This window comes from Kitasatospora sp. NPDC087861, assembly GCF_044742585.1.
Classification (GTDB): domain Bacteria; phylum Actinomycetota; class Actinomycetes; order Streptomycetales; family Streptomycetaceae; genus Kitasatospora.
In genome coordinates this window covers 29,789-50,923 of sequence record NZ_JBIUUS010000008.1, presented here as the reverse complement: position 1 = coordinate 50,923, position 21,135 = coordinate 29,789, and the positions used below count along the sequence as shown (strand labels likewise).

Sequence of the window (21,135 nt, the reverse complement as noted above, 5' to 3'; positions counted from 1 at the left end):
ACGTCGTCAGGCAACGGCAGTGTCGGGCCGGATCCGAGTGGCGTGGGTGAGCCAGCAGGCGGCGGCGAGGCAGAGGGCGGAGAGCGCGGTCAGGAGCACGGGGACGGCGGTGATCCCGAGGTGGTCGATGGCCGTGCCGAGGGCGGGGGTGGCGGCGACGCCGCCGGCCATGGAGGCCGCGATGACCCAGGCGCCGGCCCTGCTCGCCCGGGGGGCGGCCTGGTTGAGCCAGGGCAGTCCGGTGGGGAAGATCGGCGCGATGAAGAGGCCGGCTCCGGCGTACGCGTAGGGGGCGAGTGCGGACACCGGGGCGAGGGCGAGGCAGGCGGTCATGCCCGCGCAGCCGGCGGTGACGACGACGGGTGCCGACCAGCGCGAGACCAGCGGGGCGACGAGGAACCGGCCGACCGTCATCATCAGCCAGTAACCGGAGGTGGCGGCCACCGCGATCTCGCTCTGGTGGCCGACGGCCTCCAGGTGGGTGGGCTCCCAGCCGCCGATCGCGCTCTCGACGCCGACGTGCAGGACGTAGAGGAGGACGAAGACGGCGAGAACCGCGGTGGCGCGGCGGCCGGTCGCGGGCGCGGCGCCCTGCGGCGCGGCCGGCTCGGGCCGGTCGTCGCGCACGCCGCGTACGGTGAGGACGAGCCCGGCGGACAGCGCGGCGAGCGCGGCGAACACCGCCGGGTGGCGGTCGCCGCCGAACACGCCGATCAGCGCGGGGCCCGCGATGGCTCCGACCCCGAAGTGCGCGTTGAGCAGGTTCAGCATGGCCGTGCTGCGCGGGCCGAACCCGACGGCGAACAGCTGGTTGAGGCCGTAGTCGATGCCTCCGAAGCCGAGCCCGGTGACCAGCGCCGCGACCAGGGCGAGCGGCCAGGTCGGAGCGAGGGCGAAGCCCAGGCCGCCGACGGCCATCAGGGCGTAGGAGGCGCCGAGCACGGTCCGGTTGCCGACGCGGCCGTGGAGCCGGTCGAAGATGAGCACGCCGCTGACGCCGCCGACGAAGTGCGCGCCCAGGCCGAGCCCGGCACCGGATTCGCTGAGGCCGAAGCGTGTTCGGAGGGCGGGGATCGAGGGCCCGTAGAGCGCCTGTAGTGCTCCGATCAGGACGAAGCCCAGGCAGGACGCGACGACCGCGGTCCGGCTGAAGAGCACCTGGGCGGGGCGGGCGGTCTGCGCGGTGGACACGTCTGCTCCATCGGGGTCGGGCGCGCCGTCCGGCGCGGCGCATGAGCGGCCGCACGCCGCACCGGACGGCGCGGGCTCAGCGCAGGCGGTGGGCACCGGCAGCGGGGCGACTGCGGCCTCCAGTGCCGCGAAGGAGACAGGCCGCCGCCGCTGGGCACGTCACTGTCCACGTGGAGGTCGGCGGCGCCCATGGCGGAGGCCGCCTCCGGTGGGGGCGGAGGCGGCCTCCAGGGGGGGTTGCTGGGGCGTGTCCGACACTTCGCGCCCGGCGTCGCTCGCCCGGCGCGGACTGTCGGAGGCTCCTTAGGCTGGCAGGCCGACGGCCCGCTCGCGTCCGCGCCGCTGCTGGATGACCACGGCGGCGACCAGCAGGAGTCCCTGGGCGACGTTCTGCCAGAAGGTGTTGATGCCCTGGACGGTGAGGCCGTTCTGCAGGGCTCCGAGCAGGGCGACGGCCAGCAGGGTGCCGCCGATACCGCCCTTGCCGCCCTTGAGGGCGCAGCCGCCGAGGGCGGCGGCGGTGATGGCCTGGAGTTCCAGGCCCTCGCTGCCGGAGGTGGGCTGTCCGGAGCCGGTGCGCGCGGTGAGCAGGACGCCGGCGACGGCCGCGACCATGCCGGTGAGCGCGTACACCGAGAGCAGGTACTTGTTGAGGTTGATGCCGGCCAGTCGCGCGGCGGTGTCGTTGCCGCCGAGGGCGTAGATGTTGCGCCCGATGTCGGTGTACGTGAGCAGGACGTGCACGGCGGCGGCGATCAGGAGGAGGATCCACACCATCGTGGGCAGGCCGGCGATCCTGCCGCGGCTGAGGAAGACGAACAGCGGGTCGCCGAGCACGTAGCCCTGGGCGCGTCCGTCGGAGATCAGCTGGGCGACGCCCTTGTACGCGGCCAGTCCGGCCAGGGTGGCGATGGTCGGGTTGACCCGGCCGTAGATGATCACGGCACCGTTGAGCAGGCCGACGGCGGCGCCGACCAGCACGGCCGCGCCCATGCCGAGCAGCGCGCTGGAGCCGGTGGAGGTGAACACCATCGCGCTCACCACGGAGGCGAGGCCGGCTTGGGAGCCCACCGAGATGTCCAGGCCGCCGCAGATGATCACCACCGTCTGGACCACGGCGAGCAGCCCGGCGATGGTCGCCGCCTCGGCGATCACCTGGATGTTGTTCCAGCTCAGGTAGTTGAGGTTGAGCGAGCCGAACAGGGCGAGCACAGCCGCGAGGGCCAGCAGCAGGATGAGGTTCTGGCCACCGACGGCGTCGAGCAGCGCCCGCGGACCGGTCGGCCGCGCGCGCCCGGCCGGGGCCTGCGGCCGCTGGTCGGCGGTGGCGGAGGGGGTGGTCATCGGGCAACTCCGGTGGTGGCGTCGGTGTCGGTGGTACGGGGGCCGGTGGCGAGGTCGTCCGTCATGGCCAGGGCGAGGACGGCCTCCTCGGAGGCCTCGGCGCGGCCGAGTTCGCCGGTGACCCGGCCGTTCTGCATGACGAGGATCCGGTCGGCCAGGCCGAGGACCTCGGGCAGTTCGGAGGAGATCACCAGGACGGCGACGCCGTCGCGGGCCAGGTCGGCGATGATCTGGTAGATCTCGGCCTTGGCGCCGATGTCGACGCCGCGGGTCGGTTCGTCCAGGATCAGCAGCTCGGGGCGGCGGGCGAGCCAGCGGGCGAGCACCACCTTCTGCTGGTTGCCGCCGGAGAGCGTGCGGACCTCTGTCTCGATCGAGGGGGCGCGCACCCGCAGCCGGTCCGCGTACTCCTGGGCGAGCTGCTTCTCGGCGGTGCGCTTGACGAAGCGCCGGCGGCGCAGCCGGTCGAGGCTGACCAGAGAGGTGTTGTCCCGGATGGAGCGGTGCAGGAACAGCGCCTGGGCCTTGCGCTCCTCGGGGGCGAGACCCAGGCCGGCCCGGATCGCGTCCTTGGGGGAGCGCAGTCGCACCGCCCGGCCGCCGAGGAGGATCTCGCCGGAGCGGACCGGCGCGTCGCCGGCGAGGGCGAGGGCCAGTTCGGACCGGCCGGCGCCGATCAGCCCGGCGAGGGCGACCACCTCGCCGGCCCGGACCTGGAGGCTGACGTCGTGCACGTCGTCGGTGGTGAGGCCGCGGACATCCAGCACCACCCGGTCGGTGGCGACGTCCTGACGGACGAACAGGCCGGCCAGGTCTCGGCCGACCATCAGCCGGACCAGCTCGCGCTCGTCGGTCTCGGCGGCGGGCAGGACGCCGGTGAGGGTGCCGTCGCGCAGGACGGCGATCCGGTCGGCGAGCCGGAAGATCTCCTTCATCCGGTGCGAGACGTAGACGATCGCGATGCCCTGGTCGCGCAGCCGGCCGATCAGGGCGAACAGCGCCTCCACCTCGTTCTCGGAGAGGGAGGAGGTGGGCTCGTCGAAGGCGATCGCCCGGGGCGGTACGGTGCCCGTGATCGCCCGCATGATCTCGACCAACTGGCGCTGTGCGGCCGTGAGTTCGGATCCGAGCAGGTCAGGGTCGAGGACCTGGTCGAAGCCGAGTGCGGCGAGATCGGCGGTGATCCTGCGGCGTAGTTCAGCGCGGTCGAGGCGGCGGCCGGCTCGACGCGGGAGGCTGCCGGCGTAGACGTTCTCGGCGACCGACACGTGCGGGATGATCTCCGGCTCCTGGGGGATGATCCGGATGCCCGCGCGGCGCGCGTCGGTCGGCGAGGAGAGGTCGAGGGGGACGCCGTCGAGCAGGACCTCGCCCTCGGTGGGTCGGTGATCGCCGCTCAGGATGCGCAGCAGGGTCGACTTCCCCGCGCCGTTCTCGCCCATCAGGGCGGTGACCTGCCCGGGCGGGAAGGCGACGGTGACGCCGTGCAGGGCCCGGACGCTGCCGAAGGTCTTGCCGACGTTCTCGGCGGCCAGGCCGAGGGCGGGTTGCGGGGACGGTCCGGCGCCGGGCGGGGACTCGGGTGCGGTCATGTGTGCCTCGCTGGAGGTGCGGATCGGACGGTTCTGGTGCGGGACCGTCAGCTGCAGGTCATGCCGGTGGCCTGCCAGGTGGCGGCGTCGACCATGGTGGTGGGGGCGAAGGCCTCGGCGGGGAAGTCCTTGCTGTTCTTGAGCTTGTCGTACATGGTCTGGACGGCCAGTGCGCCGACGTCCTTGCCGTTGATGAAGAGCGCGGCCTTCATGCCGGTGGGCTTGCCGCTGGTCCAGTCCTTGCAGGCGAGGTAGGCGCCGAGGCCGACGCCGGCGATGTCGTCGGGGCTGACGCCGGCGTTCTGCAGGGCGGTGACGGATCCCTGGACGTTCTCGTCGTTGCAGCCCCAGACGATCCAGTGCTTGACGCCGGGGTTGGCGGTGAGGGTGGCGGCGGTCTTGTCCTGGGCGCCGGTGGGGGTGTTGTCGGTGGCGACGTCGATGTTCTTCACCCCGTCGCCCGCGGCCTGGGCGAAGGCGTCCTTGGCGGCCTTGACGCGGTCGCCGCAGACGGTGACGTCCTGCTTCCAAGCGGAGATGATCCGGGTGTCGGCCGCGTTCCAGCCGGCCTTCTTGTACTCGGCGGCGGCCCGCTTGCCGACCTCTCCACCCATCTGCTCGCCACTGAACCCGACCCGGGCGACCAGATCACCCTTCGCACAGGCGCCCGGGGCCGGGCCGGAGGCGCAGATCTGGTCGTCGGAGGTGAGGAGGGCGACCTTGGCGTCCTTGGCGGTCTGCACGACCTGCGGGCCCACCGCCGGGTCCGGCACGACCACGATCAGCCCGTTGCTCTTGCGGGCGATCGCCGACTGCACCTCGCCGACCGTCTTGTTGGCGTCGTTGCCCAGGTTCACGACCTTCAGGTCCACCCCCAGCTCCGCCGCCTTCGCCTTCGCGCCCGCCGCCTCGCCGACGAAGTACTCCTGGTCCCCCTGCTTCTGCAGGTACGTCAGCGACACCTTGCCGTCGACCTTTGCGGTGTCACCCGCACCCGACGACGACTGCTGACCCGTCGAGCACCCCACCGCGCCCACGAGGGACACACAGCCCAGCAGGGCGACCGACAGAACCCGACTACGACGACGCATGAACATGCAAAAGCTCCCGGTAAGGAGAAGAGGGTGGGAGAAGATCCCGCGGCGGATCCCGCGGAACTGGCACGGATTGAATCAAACACAATCGATCAGAACCGAACTTGATCCAACGTGCTCGCACAGGAAACTCCCCAGCCGGGCGTTCGTCAAGAGCCTTCGTTGCGCTCGCGTCAATTCGAGACGTTCCCGTTATCCATCGGAGCTATGCGGCTCCGCCCCACCCGCTCTCCCGGCCGGGAGTCGATTTCCCAACTTCCTTCATGCGATGATCAGTTGACGGCCTCCGCCACGATCACCTCGCCCACCCGCTCGCCCGCGGCGGTCCGGCGCTCGGCGGACAGCCCGTCGTCGGTGACCAGCACGTCGACCTGGTCCAGGGTTGCGAAGGTGGCCAGTCCGACGGTGTCCCACTTGGTGTTGTCCGCGACCACGACCACCCGGCGCGCGGAGCCGATGAACGCCCGATCGGTCTCCGCCTCGGCGAGATTGGGCGAGGTCAGCCCGGCCTCCACGGAGATGCCGTGGCAGCCCAGGAAGAGCACGTTGACGTGCAGTGAGCGGATCGCCTGGTCGGCGAGCGGGCCCACCAGGGCGTCGGAGGGCGTGCGGATCCCGCCGGTGCGCAGCACGGTGGTCCCGACCCCCGCCCCCGGGCCGACCTGCTCGAACACCTCGGCGATCCGCAGGGAGTTGGTCACCACGGTCAGCCCGTCCACCGACGCCAGCTCCCGGGCGACGGCGTGCGTGGTCGTGCCCGCGCCCAGGCCCACGGCCATTCCGGGCAGGACCAGTTCGGCGGCGGCCCGGGCGATCGCCTGCTTGGCCGACAGCTGCCAGGACGACTTCGCCTCGAAGCCCGGCTCCTGGCTGCTCGGGGCGCCGGCCGGGACGGCACCGCCGTGCACCTTGTCCAGCAGTCCCTGCCGGGCCAGGGCGTCCAGGTCCCGGCGGATGGTCATGTCCGAGACGCCCAGCTCGCGGGTGAGTTCGTTGACCCGCACCCCGCCGCGCTGCCGGAGCCGTTCGAGGATCATCTCGCGCCGCTGCCGCGCCAGCAGCTGTGCGTTGTCAGTCACGTGGCACTCCTAGGTACGCACGCGGACGCGGCCGGTCCGCAGGCGGCACGGCCCGACCGTTCGGGTGCGTCTGTTGGTGGTGGAACTTGTGACTATACGTGTGCGAGTCGTTGTCCTTCTCCTGGTGCTCGACGGGTGGTCGACCCGTGACCGCTGGGTGGACACGACCGGGGCCGGGCCCACCCAGCGGGGTGTGGACGGTGGCGGTGTCGGGTCAGGACAGGATCGTCCAGGCCTGCCCCGCAGCGGAGTTGGGCTGGTCCGTGACCACCGCGGAGGTGGCCGCCGAGTGCGGGGAGTCCAGCACCAGGCCGGTGGCGACGTTGGTGACGGTCAGCGCGCCGGTGGTGGTGTTCTGGACGATCCGCCACTTCTGGTAGGCGTTGTTCGGGTCGTAGCCGTTGGTCACGTACGCCGCCGCGCCGGCCGAGCCGGGTGCGGTGAGGGTGCCGTGGACCTGCGTGCCGGTGTCGCAGTTGTCGGTGACGTGCACCGTGCCGTCGGCGTTCGCCGCGAACTTCCACTGCTCCGAGGTGTGCGTGTTCCACCACGTGTTGACGTCGACGATCGCACCGTCCGCCGCGCTGCAGGTGCCCTGGACCTCCAGGGCCTCGCCGCCGGTGCCGCCCGCGCCGATCCCGTGGTATGTGCCGTCACCGATCACCGCCGCCACCGGGGCGGCCTGCGGGGTGAGCCGGAACATCGCGACGCCGTGCGCGGCGACCCAGGTGCCGCCGACCGTGCCGCCTGCGGCGACCGTGCCGGTGGCGCCGGTCCACAGGTCCTTGTACGTGTAGCCGTTGCCGGTCAGGCCGAGCGAGGCGAGGCTGCTGCCGATCGTCTGCCAGTTGTTCGGGTCCTGGTTCACCAGCAGGACGGCCGTGTCGCCGCCCGCGAGTTGGCGCTTGAGGATCACCGGGGCGGTGCTGCTGCTGGGCGCGGCGCCGACCAGGGTGGCGGGCTTGGCGAGCGCGTCCTGGTCGATCCGGATGACGTCGGCGTTCTTCATGATCGCCAGGCTGGAGGCGGTGATGCCGGTGGACCAGGTGGTGCCTCCGTCGGTGTGCTGGGCGTCGGCGGAGTTGCGCAGGTCGGCGCCGGACATGAGCGGCGAGGCCATCATCGACAGGATGGACATCTCGGTGCGGGACTCGTCGTCGGTGAACGGCTTGTGGCAGGCGCAGGTGTCGGTGACGCCCCAGGAGCCGTAGACGTCCTGCCAGCCGGCGAACATCATGTCCAGGTCGTTCCAGCTGCCCGGGCGGACGTTGCCCGGGTACTGCAGCGCGGTCTGCAGCTGCCCGCCGTAGAGCACGCCGTTCAGGTCGCTGGCGCGGTCACCGCCGATCCGGCACAGGTTGGCGACCTGCCCGCACCAGACGCCGGTCGGCGCGTAGCCCGGGGACTGGTACTGCGGGGTGCCGGCGGCCCGGATCACCGGGTCGGTGCGGGCCGGGTCGCTGGCGTTGAGCAGGTACGGCACGCCGGTGTGCACGGGCTGGGCCGAGACACTGAGCGCGACCTTCGGCCTGCCCTGGGCGGCGGAGGCGGCGTCGAGCGCCCGCTGGAAGGTCTGCACCCGGGCGTACATGGACTGGGTGAGTTCCCTGCCCTCGCCCTGGGTCCCGTAGTTGTGGCCGTCCGGGCCGACGATCTGCGGGCCGTACGGGCAGTCGTCGTACTTGACGTAGTCCACGCCCCAGGACACGAAGTCGGCGGCGTCCGTGGACTCGTGGCCGAGGCTGCCGGGGTGCATCTGGCAGGTCAGGTAGGTGTCGGTGCCGTACAGGCCGAACTTCATGCCCTTGCTGTGGGCGTACCAGGCCAGGTACTGGATGCCGTTGACGGTCTGCCCGTTGACGGTCTGCGAGGGGAAGGTGTCCGGGCGCGGGATCAGGTGGCCGGAGGTCGGGTCGTTGCCGGTGCCGTCCGTGCCGGCGACCGGGTTGCCGGCGGCGTCGTAGAGCTGCATCGAACCGTACGAGGTCCGCACCAGGTCTGTGGTCTGGCCGTCGCGGTGCCAGAGCGACCAACCGTCGTCGATGGTGACGGTGTTGTAGCCGGCCGCCACCAGGCCGTTGGCGGACATGAAGTCGATGGTCTGCTTGACCTGCTGCTCGCTCACGTTGGTACCGAGTGAGTTCCAGGAGTTCCAGCCCATCGGCGGGGTGCGGGCGGTGCCGTTGTCCAGGGCGGCGGCCGGGGTGGCCGTGCTCAGCGCGACGGCACCGAGGCTCGAGCTCGCCAGGGCGAGCGACAGCAGGGCGCCGGCGAGGGCACGAGGGGATGGGCGCAGGCGTAGGCGCATGGGTGCTCCACAGTGGAGGGCAGTGGGGGATGCCAGAGCGAGCCCCTGGTGCGAGATGTTCGGTAATGTCGGATATTGACAGAACCTGCACAGGACTCAACAGAGGCAGGCGCAGGCTAGTGGCTCGCCCCGGCCGACTCAAGTCGTCGGACATGCGCCCGTAACGAGCGGGTATCGGCCCGCAGCTTGCGGGCCGCCAGATCTTGACCGCCGGGTGAACGTGGCGTTTCCTGTCACCATCGCGTTCGACTCCGTTCGGTTCTGGGTGTTTTGAACGTTCAAACACTCAGGCTCTTGTCCTGCCCTTGGAGCGTTTCCGTGTTCTTCCGCCGTCGCAGCCGGGTCGCCCCCCTCACCACGGCCGGTGCGACCGCCCTCGCCCTGGCGCTGGCCGGGTGCTCGGCCGAGGGGCCCGGCACCACGAGCCAGGGCCCGCTCGCCATCACCTTCCTGCAGAAGCAGGGCGACCAGGGGTACTTCATCGACGAGGCGGCCGGAGCCAAGGCCAAGGCCGCCGAACTCGGTGTCGACCTGACCGTCGTGGACCTCGGCAACGACCGCGACCGCGCGCTCAAGGAGGCCAGGACCGCCGTCGCCAAGAAGGCGCGCGGCCTCATCGCCGTCGTGCCCGACCCGTCCGTGGGCCCCGAACTCGTCGCCCTCACCCGCCAGGCCGGCATCCCGCTGCTCTCCACCGACGACCAGATCTGCGCCGACTACCCCGATCCCAGCGCTTGCTTCCCCAACGGACTGGTGCCCCGGGTCGGGTTCAACGGCGCCACCATGGGCGCCTCGGTCGGCGAACGCGCGGCCACCGAGTACGCCAGAGCGGGCTGGAAGACCGCCGACACCTCGATGCTCTCGATCTGGAACAACGACATCCCCGTCTGCCGGGACCGCGTGAACGCGGCGGCGGACGCGTTCTCCGTCCACGCCGGTGCGGTGCTGAAGAACACGAAGGTCGGGACGGCCAACACCGTCGAGGACGCCCGCCGCAGAACCGCCTACGCCCTCGCCTCCAGCCCCGGCGTCAAGCACTGGGTGGTCTGGGGCTGCAACGACGAGAACGTGGAAGGCGGAATCAAGGCCCTGAGCGACGCGGGCTTCGGACCGGACAACGTCATCGGCGTCGGCATCGGCGCGTACCTCGCCTGCAAGGACTGGCTGCCCGGCAAGCCCAGCGCGATGCGGGCCGCGCTGCTCATCAAGGGGACCGACGTCGGCGCACTCGCCGTCCAGCAGATGGTCGACCGGCTGAAGGGCCACAAGGACCTCCCGCGCGAGACCATCGTCCCCGCCATCATGGTGGACCCCTCCAACTGGCAGGCCTCCGGCGCGCTCTGCACATGACGTGCCGGCGGTCCTGGTGGCATGCGCACCGCGGATCACCTCGGCCGAGCCACGGGGAATCCTGATTGAAGTCGATTGATTGTGTTGACTCTTGTTGACCATCCACCAGTGCAATATCGTATGGCACTACCGCTGACGTTTCGTCGGCACGCCCAACCACCCTCGTGCTGTGCCCCGTCGGCTGCGACGCCCCGCGAAGCAGCACTGTCGGCTCGCCCGCCCCCGCCACATCCGGCCGTACCGGCAGGTGCCGATTCGGGGCCGGTCACCCGACACCCGCTTCGAGCGCATGCGACTCGCCCCCCTCTCCGGAGTCGCGCCGTGATCGACGACGCCTCAGCGCACGAGGAATCCCGCCCCTCCTGGCCCGGCACGCGCAAGGGAACGCCCGGCCAGATCCCCCACGTTGGAGCCCCCACATGCGCATCCCCGTTCACCGTTTCGCCGGTGCCCTGACCGCCATGGCGCTGGCCGCCTCCGGTCTCGGCGCCCTCACCCTGAGCGGCGCCACTTCGGCCGCCGCCCTCGGCAACGGCAACGCCCTGACCCCTCCGATGGGCTGGAACTCCTGGAACAGCCTGGGCACCCAGGTCAACGAGCAACAGGTCAAGCAGACCATCGACTTCATGTCCGCCAACGGCCTGGTGCAGGCGGGCTACAACACCGTCACGATCGACGACGGCTGGTCGATGCGCCACCGCGACGGCCAGAGCGCGGACTTCGCGAAGACCGCCGACAACGCGATGCAGCTCTACGACAACAACGGCAACCCGGTCTCCGGCACCGACGGCACGGGCAACGACACCACCAGCGGACACCTGGCGCCCGACCCGCACAACTTTCCCGCACAGGCCGTCAACGGCGCGACGGTGAACGGCATCCAGTACCTGTCCTGGTACGCCCACAGCAAGGGCATGAAGCTCGGTCTGTACGCCACCGACACGTACACCACCTGCCAGGGCCACCCCGGCAGCCTGGGCCACGAGGCCACCGACGCCACCGACTTCGTCTCCTGGGGCGTCGACTTCGTCAAGTACGACGACTGCCCCTACGGCCCCACCATCACCGGCCCCGACGGCTACGCCTACTACCCGCAGGGCGAGGGCAAGGAACTCACCCAGTCCATCTACGCCCGCACCCAGACCTTCCAGCACGCCCTGGACGCCGCCACCACCGCCCAGGGCAAGCCGAAGGTCACCCTCAGCCTGTCCGCGCAGCCCGCGCACACCGGCATCCCGTACCTGCTGAGCGCCAACGACCCGGCTCGCACCGACCCGCTGATCCAGGCCGCCGGCACCCAGCCGCACCAGGCGCCCGGCTACTCGCCCACCGGCGTGTGGTGCGGCCAGGTCGCCAACATGTGCCGCATCGGCGGTGACCGGGACAGCGAACTGGACGGCGTCCTCTACAACGGCCAGCTGCAGACCGCCCTGAAGTACCCGGGCAACGTCCACCCCGGCAGCTGGAACGACCTGGACATGATGTTCGCCGGCTGGCAGGACGTCAACGGCATCTGGGGCGTCACCGACACCTACAAGGGCAACAAGCCGTTCACCGACGACGAGTCCCGCACCGAGCTGTCCATCCTGTCGATGATGGCCGCTCCGCTCATCTCCGGGGCCGACCTGCGCACCACCGCGGACTCCCAGCGTTCCGGGAACGGCTACACCTGGTCCACCGGCATCAGCGCCTCCGCCCTGGCGATCATGAAGAACCCCGACGTGATCGCCATCGACCAGGACAGTCTCGCCAAGCCCGCCACCCTGGTCGGCAACCCGCCCTCCTCCGCCACCGCCCCGGTCATCCTCAAGCGCCGGCTGGCCAACGGCGACCTCGCCGTCGCGCTGGTCAACCAGGACCCCAACAACTGGGCCATGCCCAGCGCCACCTTCGCCGATCTCGGGCTGACCGGCAGCTCCTACACCTACCGCGAGATCTGGAGCGGCGCGACCGGCACCACCACCGGCACCATCGGAGGCAACTGGATCCCCGCCCACGGCACCGCGCTCTACCGGATCACCGGCGGCGGCAGCGGCAGTAACGGCGGCAGCGGCAACACGCAGACCGGCATCGTCGGCGACGGCCGCTACCACGCGATCAGCGCGAGCGGCACCGGCGGCCTCGCACTCCAGGTGCAGGGCACCTGCAGCGCGGCGGTGGGCGGCAACGCCGTCGTCAACACCTACGCCGGCGGCCAGCCCGCCGAGCAGTGGCTCTTCACGCCCAACGCGGACGGCACCGTCCAGATCACCGACAACTGCACCACCGGCACCCAGGTGCACACCGTCCTCGCCGCCGGCGGCGGCGTCGGCAGCGCGTACCTGCTCAACCCCTCGGCCAACAACCCCTGGCAGAAGTGGAAGGTCACCCAGAACGGCTCCGGCGCACTCACCATCACCAACGTCGGCAACGGCCTGACCCTGGACGCCTCCGGCACCGGCGCGGGCTCGACCGTGATGACCGACCCGGCCAGCTCCACCGCGGCCGGACAGAGCTGGACCGTCCTGTCCTGAGCACGTGGCCGGGGCCGAAGCGGAGCGGCAGTACGCCTCCGCTTCGGCCCCGGCCACGCCCGCACGACGCCTCTCGGCGGCCTCCACTCCATCGGCGTCGATCCGGGTCGCCCTGAGCGGCAGCTGCGGCGACCGAACCGGCGACCCGGCCGGGCGACCGGTGATGACGTCGACGACCACGAATGGTCCGCCTGACCATCCGTCACGCTTCCGCCGAGCACCCGCTGTTCGGGAGGGCAAGGCGGCACAAAATAAGTGGAGTTGCCAACTCCAAATGGTGCTAGTGTGGGTTCATGGACGGAACGGATTCATCCGCGCCCCGTGGCGCACGGCGCCTGAGACGCGATGCCGAGGCCAATCGGCAGCGCACGCTCCAGGCCGCTCGGGAGGTGTTCGCCGAGCGGGGGCTGGGGGTGAACCTCGACGACATCGCTCGCCATGCCGGCGTCGGAGTGGCGACTTCCTACCGGCTCTTCGGCAACAAGCAAGCACTGATCAACGAGCTGTTCGAAGAGCGTGTCGATGCCTTGACAGTGGCCGCCGAGCAGGCCCTGACGAATGACGACCCGTGGGAGGGGTTCGTCGGCCTGCTGACCATGACGTTGGAGCAGATGGCAGCCGACCGCGGACTGCGCGAAGTAGTGTTCTCCGAGGTCGGGGGCCGTCCCCTGGTGGCGCAGGCTCGCCGCAAGTTCGTTCCCGCAGCCGACGCGGTCATGCGTCGTGCCCAGCAAGCCGGCCTGCTGCGGCCGGACTTGGCGACGACCGATCTGCCTCTGATCTTCTACATGGTGAGCTGCGTGATCCAGCACACCGAGCCGGTCTCGAGCGCGGTGTGGAGGCGCTGCCTGACGATCGTCCTGGACGGCCTGCACGTCCGCCCCGGGCTGACGGACATGCCGGTGGTCGCCCTGACGACCGTCGAGGAAGAGCGTGTTGCCGGCTTGAACCCCTCCAGTTCCTGAGCGTTTTCGTAAACCCCGAGGTGCTCCTCTCCGGGCCCGATGTCCCACTCCTCGCCGGGCCCGGAATCCACGCATGGCCCTGACCGCAGTGGCGTGCCGAGCCACCGCGCGCGGTCAACGGCCCCTGCTGTCATGCCATTTCGCTGCGGTCCTGTCCACCGGGTCCGCCTCGTGCGCCGGGCCTGACGGCCGGACATCGCGCGAACGAGACGTCCTCACCCGTCGTGGCTCTGCTGCGGCGTTCCACCAGTAACCGCGGGCCGCGCCGGGCACGGTCGGCTCCCACCTTCGAAAAGCACCACGGAAGGACGACATCCGTTGAATCCGACAGCTCTCGAGGTCGACTACCTGATCATCGGCGCCGGGGCCATGGGCATGGCCTTCGCCGACACCCTCGTCGCCGAAACCGACGCGACGGTGGCCATCGTCGACCGCTACGACCAGCCCGGCGGTCACTGGACGGTCGCCTACCCCTTCGTACGCCTGCACCAGCCGTCGGCCTTCTACGGCGTCAACTCCAGCGAGCTGGGCAGCGGCGCGGTGGACCAGGACGGCTGGAACGCCGGAATGCACGAACTGGCCTCGGCCGGCGAGATCCTGACCTACCTCGACCAGGTGATGCGCAGGACACTCCTGCCGACCGGACGCGTCTCCTACTTCCCCAAGTCGTGCTACGACGGCCCCGATCCGCAGCGGCCCGACGTCCACTGCTTCCACTCCACCGTCAGCGGCGCCGAGTTCGAGGTGACCGTCAAACGGCGGACCGTGGACGCCACCTACATGAACGTCACGGTGCCGGCCATGGTGGCGCCCACGTACGAAGTCGCCCCTGGCGTCCGCCTGATCACCCCCAACCAGCTGCCCGCCCTGCAGCACCAGCCGTCCCACTACACCGTCGTCGGAGCAGGGAAGACCGGCATCGACGCCTGCCTGTGGCTGCTCAGCCGCGGCACCGATCCGGCCGACATCACCTGGATCATGCCGCGCGATTCGTGGCTACTCGACCGCGCCAACCTGCAGCCGGGGAATTCCGACGGCGAAACGGAAGCAGCCCGTCGCGAGGCCGTGGCCGGCGCTGACACGATCCAAGAGCTGTTCACCCGGCTGGAGGACCGCGGCCTGCTGCTGCGGCTGTCGCCCGACGTCGAGCCCACCGCCTACCGCTGCGCGACGGTCGCCCGCGCCGAACTCGACCAGCTGCGCCGCATCGGCGACATCGTCCGCCACGGCAGGGTCAAGCGCATCGACGAGACCGCGGTCGAACTCGACCAGGCCACCATTCCCGCGCAGGCCGGCACCCTCTACATCGACTGCACCGCCGACGGTCTGGAGCGACGGCCGAAGGTGCCGGTGTTCGACCGAGCGCGCATCACCTTGCAGGCGGTGATTCCCTGCCAGCAAGTGTTCAGCGCCGCAGTCACCGCCCACGTCGAGGCGAGTTACGCTGACGACGACACCAAGAACGCGCTGTGCGCACCCTCGCAGCACCCCGACTCCGCCCTGGACTGGATACGGTCCTTCGGCGACATCCAGGAGCGGATCGTGCAATGGACCGCCGACCCCGCACTCGTCGAATGGCTCCGCACCTGCAGGCTCCTGGGCCGGCGGCTCCCCGAGTTCTCACCCGAGCAGCGGACCGCACTCCTCCCCGTGTTCCAGGCCCAGAAACTGAAGCTGGAAGATCTGCTGCACCAGGCTCCCCGGGCACCGCGTTCACCTACCTCGCGGCCTGGACGCTCCTCGCCCTGGCCGGCCTGACGGCCGCCGCCCGCCGTTGACCGTCAGTCGATCTCACGGCTCCGGCGCTCCCGCTGACCAGCCGCCGGGCCACGTGGGAAGACGGTGTGCCCTCCGCACGCCGTCGGGCTCCACTGCCCGAGATGCGAACCGCCGGTGTGCGAACCGGTCGGATGACCGGACCGCACGCCGGCGGTGTCGCGCAGCGAGGCGAAAAGGATCAGTCCTCGTCGAACCCATGGCCTCGGCCGAGGCGGCGCAGGTCGAAGGACCAGATGCCGCGGCCGAAGGTGGCGGCGTAGAGCTTGCCGTCGGGGCCGATCTTGAGCTGCTGCACCGAGGTGGTGGGCAGGCCCTTGCCGAGCACCTTGAAGTCGGTGGTGCCGGGCGCGCGGTAGAACGCGGCGAGGTCGGTGCCGAGGGCCAGGCCGCCGTTCGGCAGCAGCTTGATCGAGGTGGCCGGCACGTCGGGCAGGTTGGCCGAGACGTCGGTCCAGGTCGTGCCGCCGTCGCGGGTCTCGAAGAGGTGGCCGATCCCGGCGCCGGGGCCCTCCGTCCAGCTGCGGGAGAAGCCGCTGAACGAGACGAAGACGTGCTGGGCGTCGTTCTCGTCGACCGCGAAGGAGGAGACGTACCGGTTGGGCAGGGTGCCGTCGACGGGCAGGTTGAGCTGGTGCCAGCCGGCGCCGTCGGTCTTGCCGACGGCGATGCCGCGGCTGAAGCCCTGGTTGTTGCAGGGGCCGCACCAGCCCGCGTAGACGGTGCCGTTGACGGTGGCGACGGCGGTGGCGACGTGGCCCTCGCCGAGGTCGTAGGCACTGGTCCACTCGCTGCCGCTGCGGATCGCGTAGCCCTTGTGCTGGACCCAGACGTGCCGGCCGCCGGCGATCCAGGTGTTGCCGTCCTTCGGGTCGGCGGTGATCGGGGCGATGAAGCGGGCCCCGGCGCCGCCGAGGTCCTTGTCGGGCGGGGCCACCTCGTAGGAGGTGGCCTTGCTCGGGTCCTTCGTCCAGCCGCCGTTGTTGACGGCGCAGTTCTGGGTGACCCACATGTCGAGGTAGACGTACTCCTCGGCGATGTTGCAGCCGTTGGCCGGGTCGACGAGGGTGTCGGCGCCGTCGCCGCCGAAGTTGGAGCCCATCACCTTGTCGTGGGCGCGCAGGATGGACTCGCCGTTGTCCTGGAGGCCGCCGCTGACGATCACACCCTTGCCGGAGCGGTCGGCGGGGTCCTTGCCGACGCCGACCGAGTAGTACTGCAGGGTGTCGATGGTGCCGTCGTTGAGGGACTTCCAGTCCTTGGCGTGGCCGCCCGCGTCCAGCTGGCCGTTGACCGGGCGGGTGTAGATGCCGCCGTCGTTGCCCACGTACACCGAGGCCTGGCCGTGGTTGCTGCCGATGGCGACGGCGTGCTGGTCGGAGTGCGTGGTCGGCGAGCAGTCGCCGGTCTGCTTGGTGGGGTCGATGCTCCAGCACGGGAACGGGTTGTTCCAGTACGGGGCGATGGTGGCCCACTTGGCGCCGCCGTCGGTGGTCTCGAAGACCTCCTCCAGGCCCGCCCAGACGTGGTCCGGGTTGGCCGGGTCGACCTGGAGGAACTGGTTGTACCAGGACTGGATGCCGGGCTGGTAGCCCGCGTCCTGGAGCGCGGAGCCGGAGCCCTTGAGCTTGTCCTTGTCCGCGACCAGGGTCCACGGGCCGGCCGGGGAGCCTGACTTGGAGACGTAGACGCCCTTGAGGCCGGTGTCGGGGTTGTGCGCCATGACGTCAGGGGACTGGTCGATGGCGTAGTAGCGCGAGCCGTCCGCCGAGCGCGCGAAGGTCACGTTGCCGACGTTCGCCGCGTCCGTCGGCAGGTCGCCGAGCGAACCGGCGCGCTGCCAACTCCCGTCCGTGGCCTTGCTGTAGAAGCCGTTGTAGGTGTCGCCGCCGCGCCAGCCCACGGCAAGGATCACCTTCGACGGGTCCTTGGGGTCGATCGCGACGTCGTTGGCGATGTTCTTGTACGGCGCGGACGGGTCGGCCGCCTTCGAACCACCCGGCAGGTAGTCGGGGTTGGGCGCGAACTCCAGCGTCCACGGGCCCGACAGCGTGGTGGTGGAGTGGCTCCACACGCCCCGGTTGGTGGCCGCCCACACCTTGTCCCCGGCGAACCGCAACTGGTGGATCGTGGTGGACTCCAGCTCGGCCCCGCCAACCCGGTTCCCGGGCTGGAACTCGCCGTGCTCGGGGTCGGAGAGCACGTACACGCCGGTGCCGACGTACGAGGTCGCACCGGTGTTGGACTCACCGGTGGCGTACCAGAGCCGGCCGCCACCGTCGAGGTTCAGGGTGCCGGTGGACAGCGTCGGCAGCTTGTCGGCGATCGCCTCCCAGTGCCCGCCACCGGTGCGGGAGCGGAACACCCCGCCGTTCGCACCGCCCGCGTAGACGTACCCGTCGCTGTCGGCCGCCAGGCCGGTGATCCGGCCGGTGACGTAGCCAGCGCCGCCGCTGGAGTTGGAGTTGACGTCGCGGTAGCGCGGGTCGTCCCCGTTGTACGGCTTGTCCGTGACGTGGTCCCAGCTGCCGCCGGCGTGCGGCAGCGATTGCAGCTGGGCCCAGGCCGCGCCGTAGGCGCCGGGTGCGACCACGCCGGGGGCGGTGCGGGCCTCGGTGTACTGCGCGGTGCCCTCGGCGGAGTTCTCCGCCTCGCCGCCCTCGTCCGCTCCGGACTCGGCCTTGGCGGCGAAGGCCTGACCGGTCGCCGTCTTGCCCTTGACCTTCTGCGCGTGCTTCTGGCCGATCTCGGTCAGGTGCTGTACCGGGACCGGCTGGGTCCCGGACTGTGCGGTGGGTGCGGCGATGGCCTGAGTGGTGGTCAGGCTGAGCGCGGTGAGCGTGACAGCGCTCATGAGCAGCCGTCGTCGTTGCCTGTTCGGCACGGGTGCGTCCTCCCCTGGGCGTCCGGGATGCGCGGTCGCGCGCCCCGACTTGAGCAGACCGAAGCCTGGCCGGTGCAATGGCACGCTGGGAAGGGAATCGGCGTAACGAATGATTAAAGCCAATTCTGTGAAATCAGTTCAGGACAACGGAATGTCGGCCGGCCGTTGGTGGTCAAGGCATCGCCGACCGGGGAGGGTTGGGGCCGCGCCGACGGAACCGATTGCGCAGGGAGGTCGTCTCACGGCCACACCGTCCGCCAGAATCGGGAGATCCCACCGCATGCACCGACACAGAGCCGTGGGAATCGTCGTCCTCATCCTCGCCGCGCTCGGAACCGCCTCGGCCTGCGACGCGGACAAGGGCGGCGACAACCAGCCCGCCAGCCCGACCACGGCTCCTACCACCGCCGCCACGGCAACGCCTTCGACCGTGTCCCCGACGGCCACTGAGACGAAAGCGTCCACCACGACGGCCGCTTCGCCGAGCGCCCCGGCGGCTCCGGGCACGGCCACCCCTGCACCGCCCCGAACGGCCCCGGCCGCCACCGCGCCGCCCCGCACCGAGACTCCACCCCCCGCGGCCGCCACCTCGTCGCCCGCGCCGATGCCGTCCCTCGACGTCGAGAACCCGACCGACCTGGTCCACGACTCCGCCGCCTCGCCCACTCGCCCGGCCAGCGGTGTGGCTGCTCGGACGGGCGTGGGAGGCAGTTGAGTCCGTGGTGTGTGCGCCTGTCGGAGGAGCCGGATCACGGCAGGTGGACGTACGCCGTCGACCTGGCGCGGGAGGACGGCTGGCGCCGTACCCGCCGTCGGGGCGGGTTCGCCGGCCGGGCCGAGGCGGCCCGGGAGATGAAGGCGGTGCTGGACGGTGAGCTGCGCGGGGTCCCCGAGGACCGCCGCACCACCGTCGCGAGCTTCCTGCGGGAGTGGCTGGCGGCAAGGAAGGGGTCGAGGCGCTGGTGCGTAGACGCCTGGGTGCCGAGGTGCCGGAGGCGGTCGACTGGCGGCGGCCTCGGGCGATCTGTGTGGCGGGCGAGTTCTCGCGGCACGACCGGGCCGCTGCTTCTCCTCACCAGCGGGACCATCACGCCGGTGTTCGGCAACCGGCCGACCTGGGACAACTGGAACACGCAGGGCACGAGGTAGCCGCCCGCGGTGCCGGGCCCACACAGCTGCGGGCCTGGCACCGCGGTCGTGGGCTCGTCGGACGGCGGGCCGGTCGTCGGGCGAGGTGCGGAATCCAGGGCGTCGTCGGCCTCAGTCCTCGGTGGGGCCCAGGTCGGGAGTGCCCCGCAGTTCGACCGTGCGGGTGCTGGAGCCGTGCATTTCGAAAACGGTGATCTCGTTCCAGCCGGCCTTCAGGACCGGTGCGGGGACGTAGAGCGTGGTCTGCGGGCCCCGGGACCAGTACCGGCCGAGTGCGAAGTCGTTGATCCAGACCTGACCCTTGGTCCAGCCGTCCAGGGAGATGAAGCCGTCGGCCGGCTGTTCGATGTCCAGGTGCCCCCGGTGGAAGGCCGGGCCTACCGGGGGCGCGGCGGGCTCGAACGCGGTGAAGGACAGTCCGCCCAGCTCGTCGAGCGGCAGCGGCCGGCTGTCCCAGCTCTCCGGGGCCCGCCCGTTGACGGTGACCTCGCCGAGCAGCCCCTTGCGGTCGTGCATGCCCTGGCCGTAGTTGACCCTGCCCTGGTTCTCCACCAGTACGGACAGCCGCGCGCCGCGGCGGGGGGCGTGGAAGGAGAGCGTGTGCTCGTGGCTCTCGCGTTCCAGGACGCCGACCGGCTGGCCGTCGACGAAGACCTGGGCGCGGTCCCGTACCTCGGCGATGTGCAGGACGGCCGGTCCGGCCGCCGGGAGCGCCGTCTCGTAGAGGGCGAAGCCGACGGACTGGCCGAGCTGTTCCATGGTCTGCGGTCGGTCGGCGTGCACCGCGTCGCCGAGCCGCTCGCGCTGGTCCAGCAGGCCTGCACAGGCGGTGAGTTCGGCGGTGGTCGGGGCGAGCTTGGGGGCGGGCCCGGGTGCCGGCTCCTCGGGGACGGGTGCGTACCGGGCGATCACCTCGCGGAAGGCGGTGTACTTGGGGGTGGTGTCGCCGGCCTCGTCCAGCGGCGCGTCGTAGTCGTACGACGTGACGGTGGGGCGGTACGTGCCCTTGTCGTTGGCGCCGTTGGTGAAGCCGAAGTTGGTGCCGCCGTGGAACATGTAGATGTTCACCGACGCGCCGGCCGCGAGCAGCCGGTCGAGGTCCGCCGCGGCGTCGGCGGCACTGCGGGTGACATGGGTGCCGCCCCAACGGTCGAACCAGCCGATCCAGAACTCGCTGCACATCAGCGGCCCGGACGGCTGTCGCGTGCGCAGTTCGGCGAGCCCGGCGTCCACCCGGCTGCCGAGGTTGACGGTGCGCAGGACGCCGTCGAGGCCGCCGCGGGCCAGGTCGGAGGGCTGGTCACAGGTGAACAGCGGCACGTCGACTCCGTGCCGGTCCAGCATCTCCGCCAGGTCCTCGAGGTAGCCGGAGTCGTCGCCGTACGCGCCGTACTCGTTCTCCAGCTGGACGGCGAGGATCGGGCCGCCGCGGGTGGAGAGATACGGGAGAACGGGCGGTAGCAGGGCGCCGAGGTAGGCGTCGACCGCCTTCAGGTAGCGCGGGTCGCGGCTGCGCAGTTCGATGTCCTCGTCGGCGAGCAGCCAGGAGGGCAGGCCTCCGCCCTCCCACTCGGCGCAGATGTACGGGCCGGGGCGGAGCAGCACGTGCAGGCCTTCGGCGGCGGCGAGGTCGAGGAATCGGGGCAGGTCGAGACCTGCGTCCAGCCGGAACTCCCCGCGCCGGGGCGCGTGGAGGTTCCAGGGGACATAGGTCTCGACCGTGTTCAGCCCCATCAGGCGTGCCTTGTGGAGCCGGTCGGCCCACTGCTCCGGGTGGACGCGGAAGTAGTGCAGCCCGCCGGAGATGATCCGCAGCGGTCGGTCGTCGAGACGGAAGCCGTCTGCGGCGATCTCCAGTCGTGGCATTGCCGTGGTGCTCCTTGCGATTGA

The 21,135-nt window shown here is 71.0% G+C and carries 14 protein-coding genes; 6 read left to right on the top strand and 8 right to left on the bottom strand.

The features are described from left to right. Positions 1-6: 6 nt before the first annotated feature. From ACIOJE_RS13995 to ACIOJE_RS13970, 6 genes are all read right to left on the bottom strand, one after another. On the bottom strand, positions 7-1,191 hold the full coding sequence (locus ACIOJE_RS13995; protein ID WP_400776127.1) for an MFS transporter: 1,185 nt from the start codon (positions 1,189-1,191) through the stop codon (positions 7-9). A 303-nt stretch (positions 1,192-1,494) separates the two neighbouring features. Beyond that, positions 1,495-2,535: an ABC transporter permease gene (locus ACIOJE_RS13990; protein WP_280680409.1), complete on the bottom strand. Its 1,041-nt coding sequence runs from the start codon at positions 2,533-2,535 to the stop codon at positions 1,495-1,497. Then, complete coding sequence (locus tag ACIOJE_RS13985; RefSeq protein WP_400776125.1) at positions 2,532-4,127, bottom strand: sugar ABC transporter ATP-binding protein; 1,596 nt, start codon at positions 4,125-4,127, stop codon at positions 2,532-2,534. Before ACIOJE_RS13985 ends, ACIOJE_RS13990 begins: the two co-directional genes overlap by 4 nt. Positions 4,128-4,174: 47 nt before the next feature. After that, entirely contained in the window at positions 4,175-5,089 is a 915-nt protein-coding gene (locus ACIOJE_RS13980) for a substrate-binding domain-containing protein (RefSeq protein ID WP_400776123.1), read from the bottom strand. A gap of 404 nt (positions 5,090-5,493) precedes the next feature. Beyond that, positions 5,494-6,300 carry a DeoR/GlpR family DNA-binding transcription regulator gene (locus tag ACIOJE_RS13975; protein ID WP_280680406.1) on the bottom strand — a complete coding sequence of 269 codons (807 nt, stop codon included), beginning with the start codon at positions 6,298-6,300 and terminating at the stop codon, positions 5,494-5,496. Between the two features lie 214 nt (positions 6,301-6,514). After that, positions 6,515-8,608: an alpha-galactosidase gene (locus tag ACIOJE_RS13970; protein WP_400776121.1), complete on the bottom strand. Its 2,094-nt coding sequence runs from the start codon at positions 8,606-8,608 to the stop codon at positions 6,515-6,517. Between the two features lie 318 nt (positions 8,609-8,926). On the opposite strand from ACIOJE_RS13970, the gene ACIOJE_RS13965 reads away from it, so the two are divergent. The 4 genes from ACIOJE_RS13965 to ACIOJE_RS13950 all read left to right on the top strand — a co-directional run bounded on the left by ACIOJE_RS13965 (position 8,927) and on the right by ACIOJE_RS13950 (position 15,194). Continuing rightward, positions 8,927-9,958, top strand: a complete 1,032-nt coding sequence (locus ACIOJE_RS13965; protein ID WP_400776119.1) for a substrate-binding domain-containing protein — start codon at positions 8,927-8,929, stop codon at positions 9,956-9,958. Positions 9,959-10,377: 419 nt separating this feature from the next. After that, on the top strand, positions 10,378-12,471 hold the full coding sequence (locus tag ACIOJE_RS13960) for an alpha-galactosidase (RefSeq protein ID WP_400776117.1): 2,094 nt from the start codon (positions 10,378-10,380) through the stop codon (positions 12,469-12,471). 293 nt (positions 12,472-12,764) lie between these two features. Next, positions 12,765-13,436, top strand: coding sequence for a TetR/AcrR family transcriptional regulator (locus tag ACIOJE_RS13955; RefSeq protein ID WP_400776115.1), 672 nt, complete (start codon positions 12,765-12,767; stop codon positions 13,434-13,436). A 318-nt stretch (positions 13,437-13,754) separates the two neighbouring features. Further along, a complete protein-coding gene (locus ACIOJE_RS13950) occupies positions 13,755-15,194 on the top strand; it encodes an NAD(P)-binding protein (protein ID WP_400776113.1) in 1,440 nt (479 codons plus the stop codon). A gap of 199 nt (positions 15,195-15,393) precedes the next feature. Here the strand turns inward: ACIOJE_RS13950 and ACIOJE_RS13945 are convergent, their stop codons facing one another. Then, on the bottom strand, positions 15,394-18,066 hold the full coding sequence (locus tag ACIOJE_RS13945; protein ID WP_400776111.1) for a glycosyl hydrolase: 2,673 nt from the start codon (positions 18,064-18,066) through the stop codon (positions 15,394-15,396). A 310-nt stretch (positions 18,067-18,376) separates the two neighbouring features. On the opposite strand from ACIOJE_RS13945, the gene ACIOJE_RS13940 reads away from it, so the two are divergent. Beyond that, entirely contained in the window at positions 18,377-18,811 is a 435-nt protein-coding gene (locus ACIOJE_RS13940; RefSeq protein WP_400776108.1) for a hypothetical protein, read from the top strand. 11 nt (positions 18,812-18,822) lie between these two features. Then, on the top strand, positions 18,823-19,245 hold the full coding sequence (locus ACIOJE_RS13935; protein WP_400776106.1) for a hypothetical protein: 423 nt from the start codon (positions 18,823-18,825) through the stop codon (positions 19,243-19,245). Between the two features lie 111 nt (positions 19,246-19,356). Here ACIOJE_RS13935 and ACIOJE_RS13930 read toward each other — a convergent pair whose 3' ends face one another. After that, on the bottom strand, positions 19,357-21,111 hold the full coding sequence (locus ACIOJE_RS13930) for a beta-galactosidase family protein (RefSeq protein ID WP_400776103.1): 1,755 nt from the start codon (positions 21,109-21,111) through the stop codon (positions 19,357-19,359). Between the last annotated feature and the right edge of the window lie 24 nt (positions 21,112-21,135).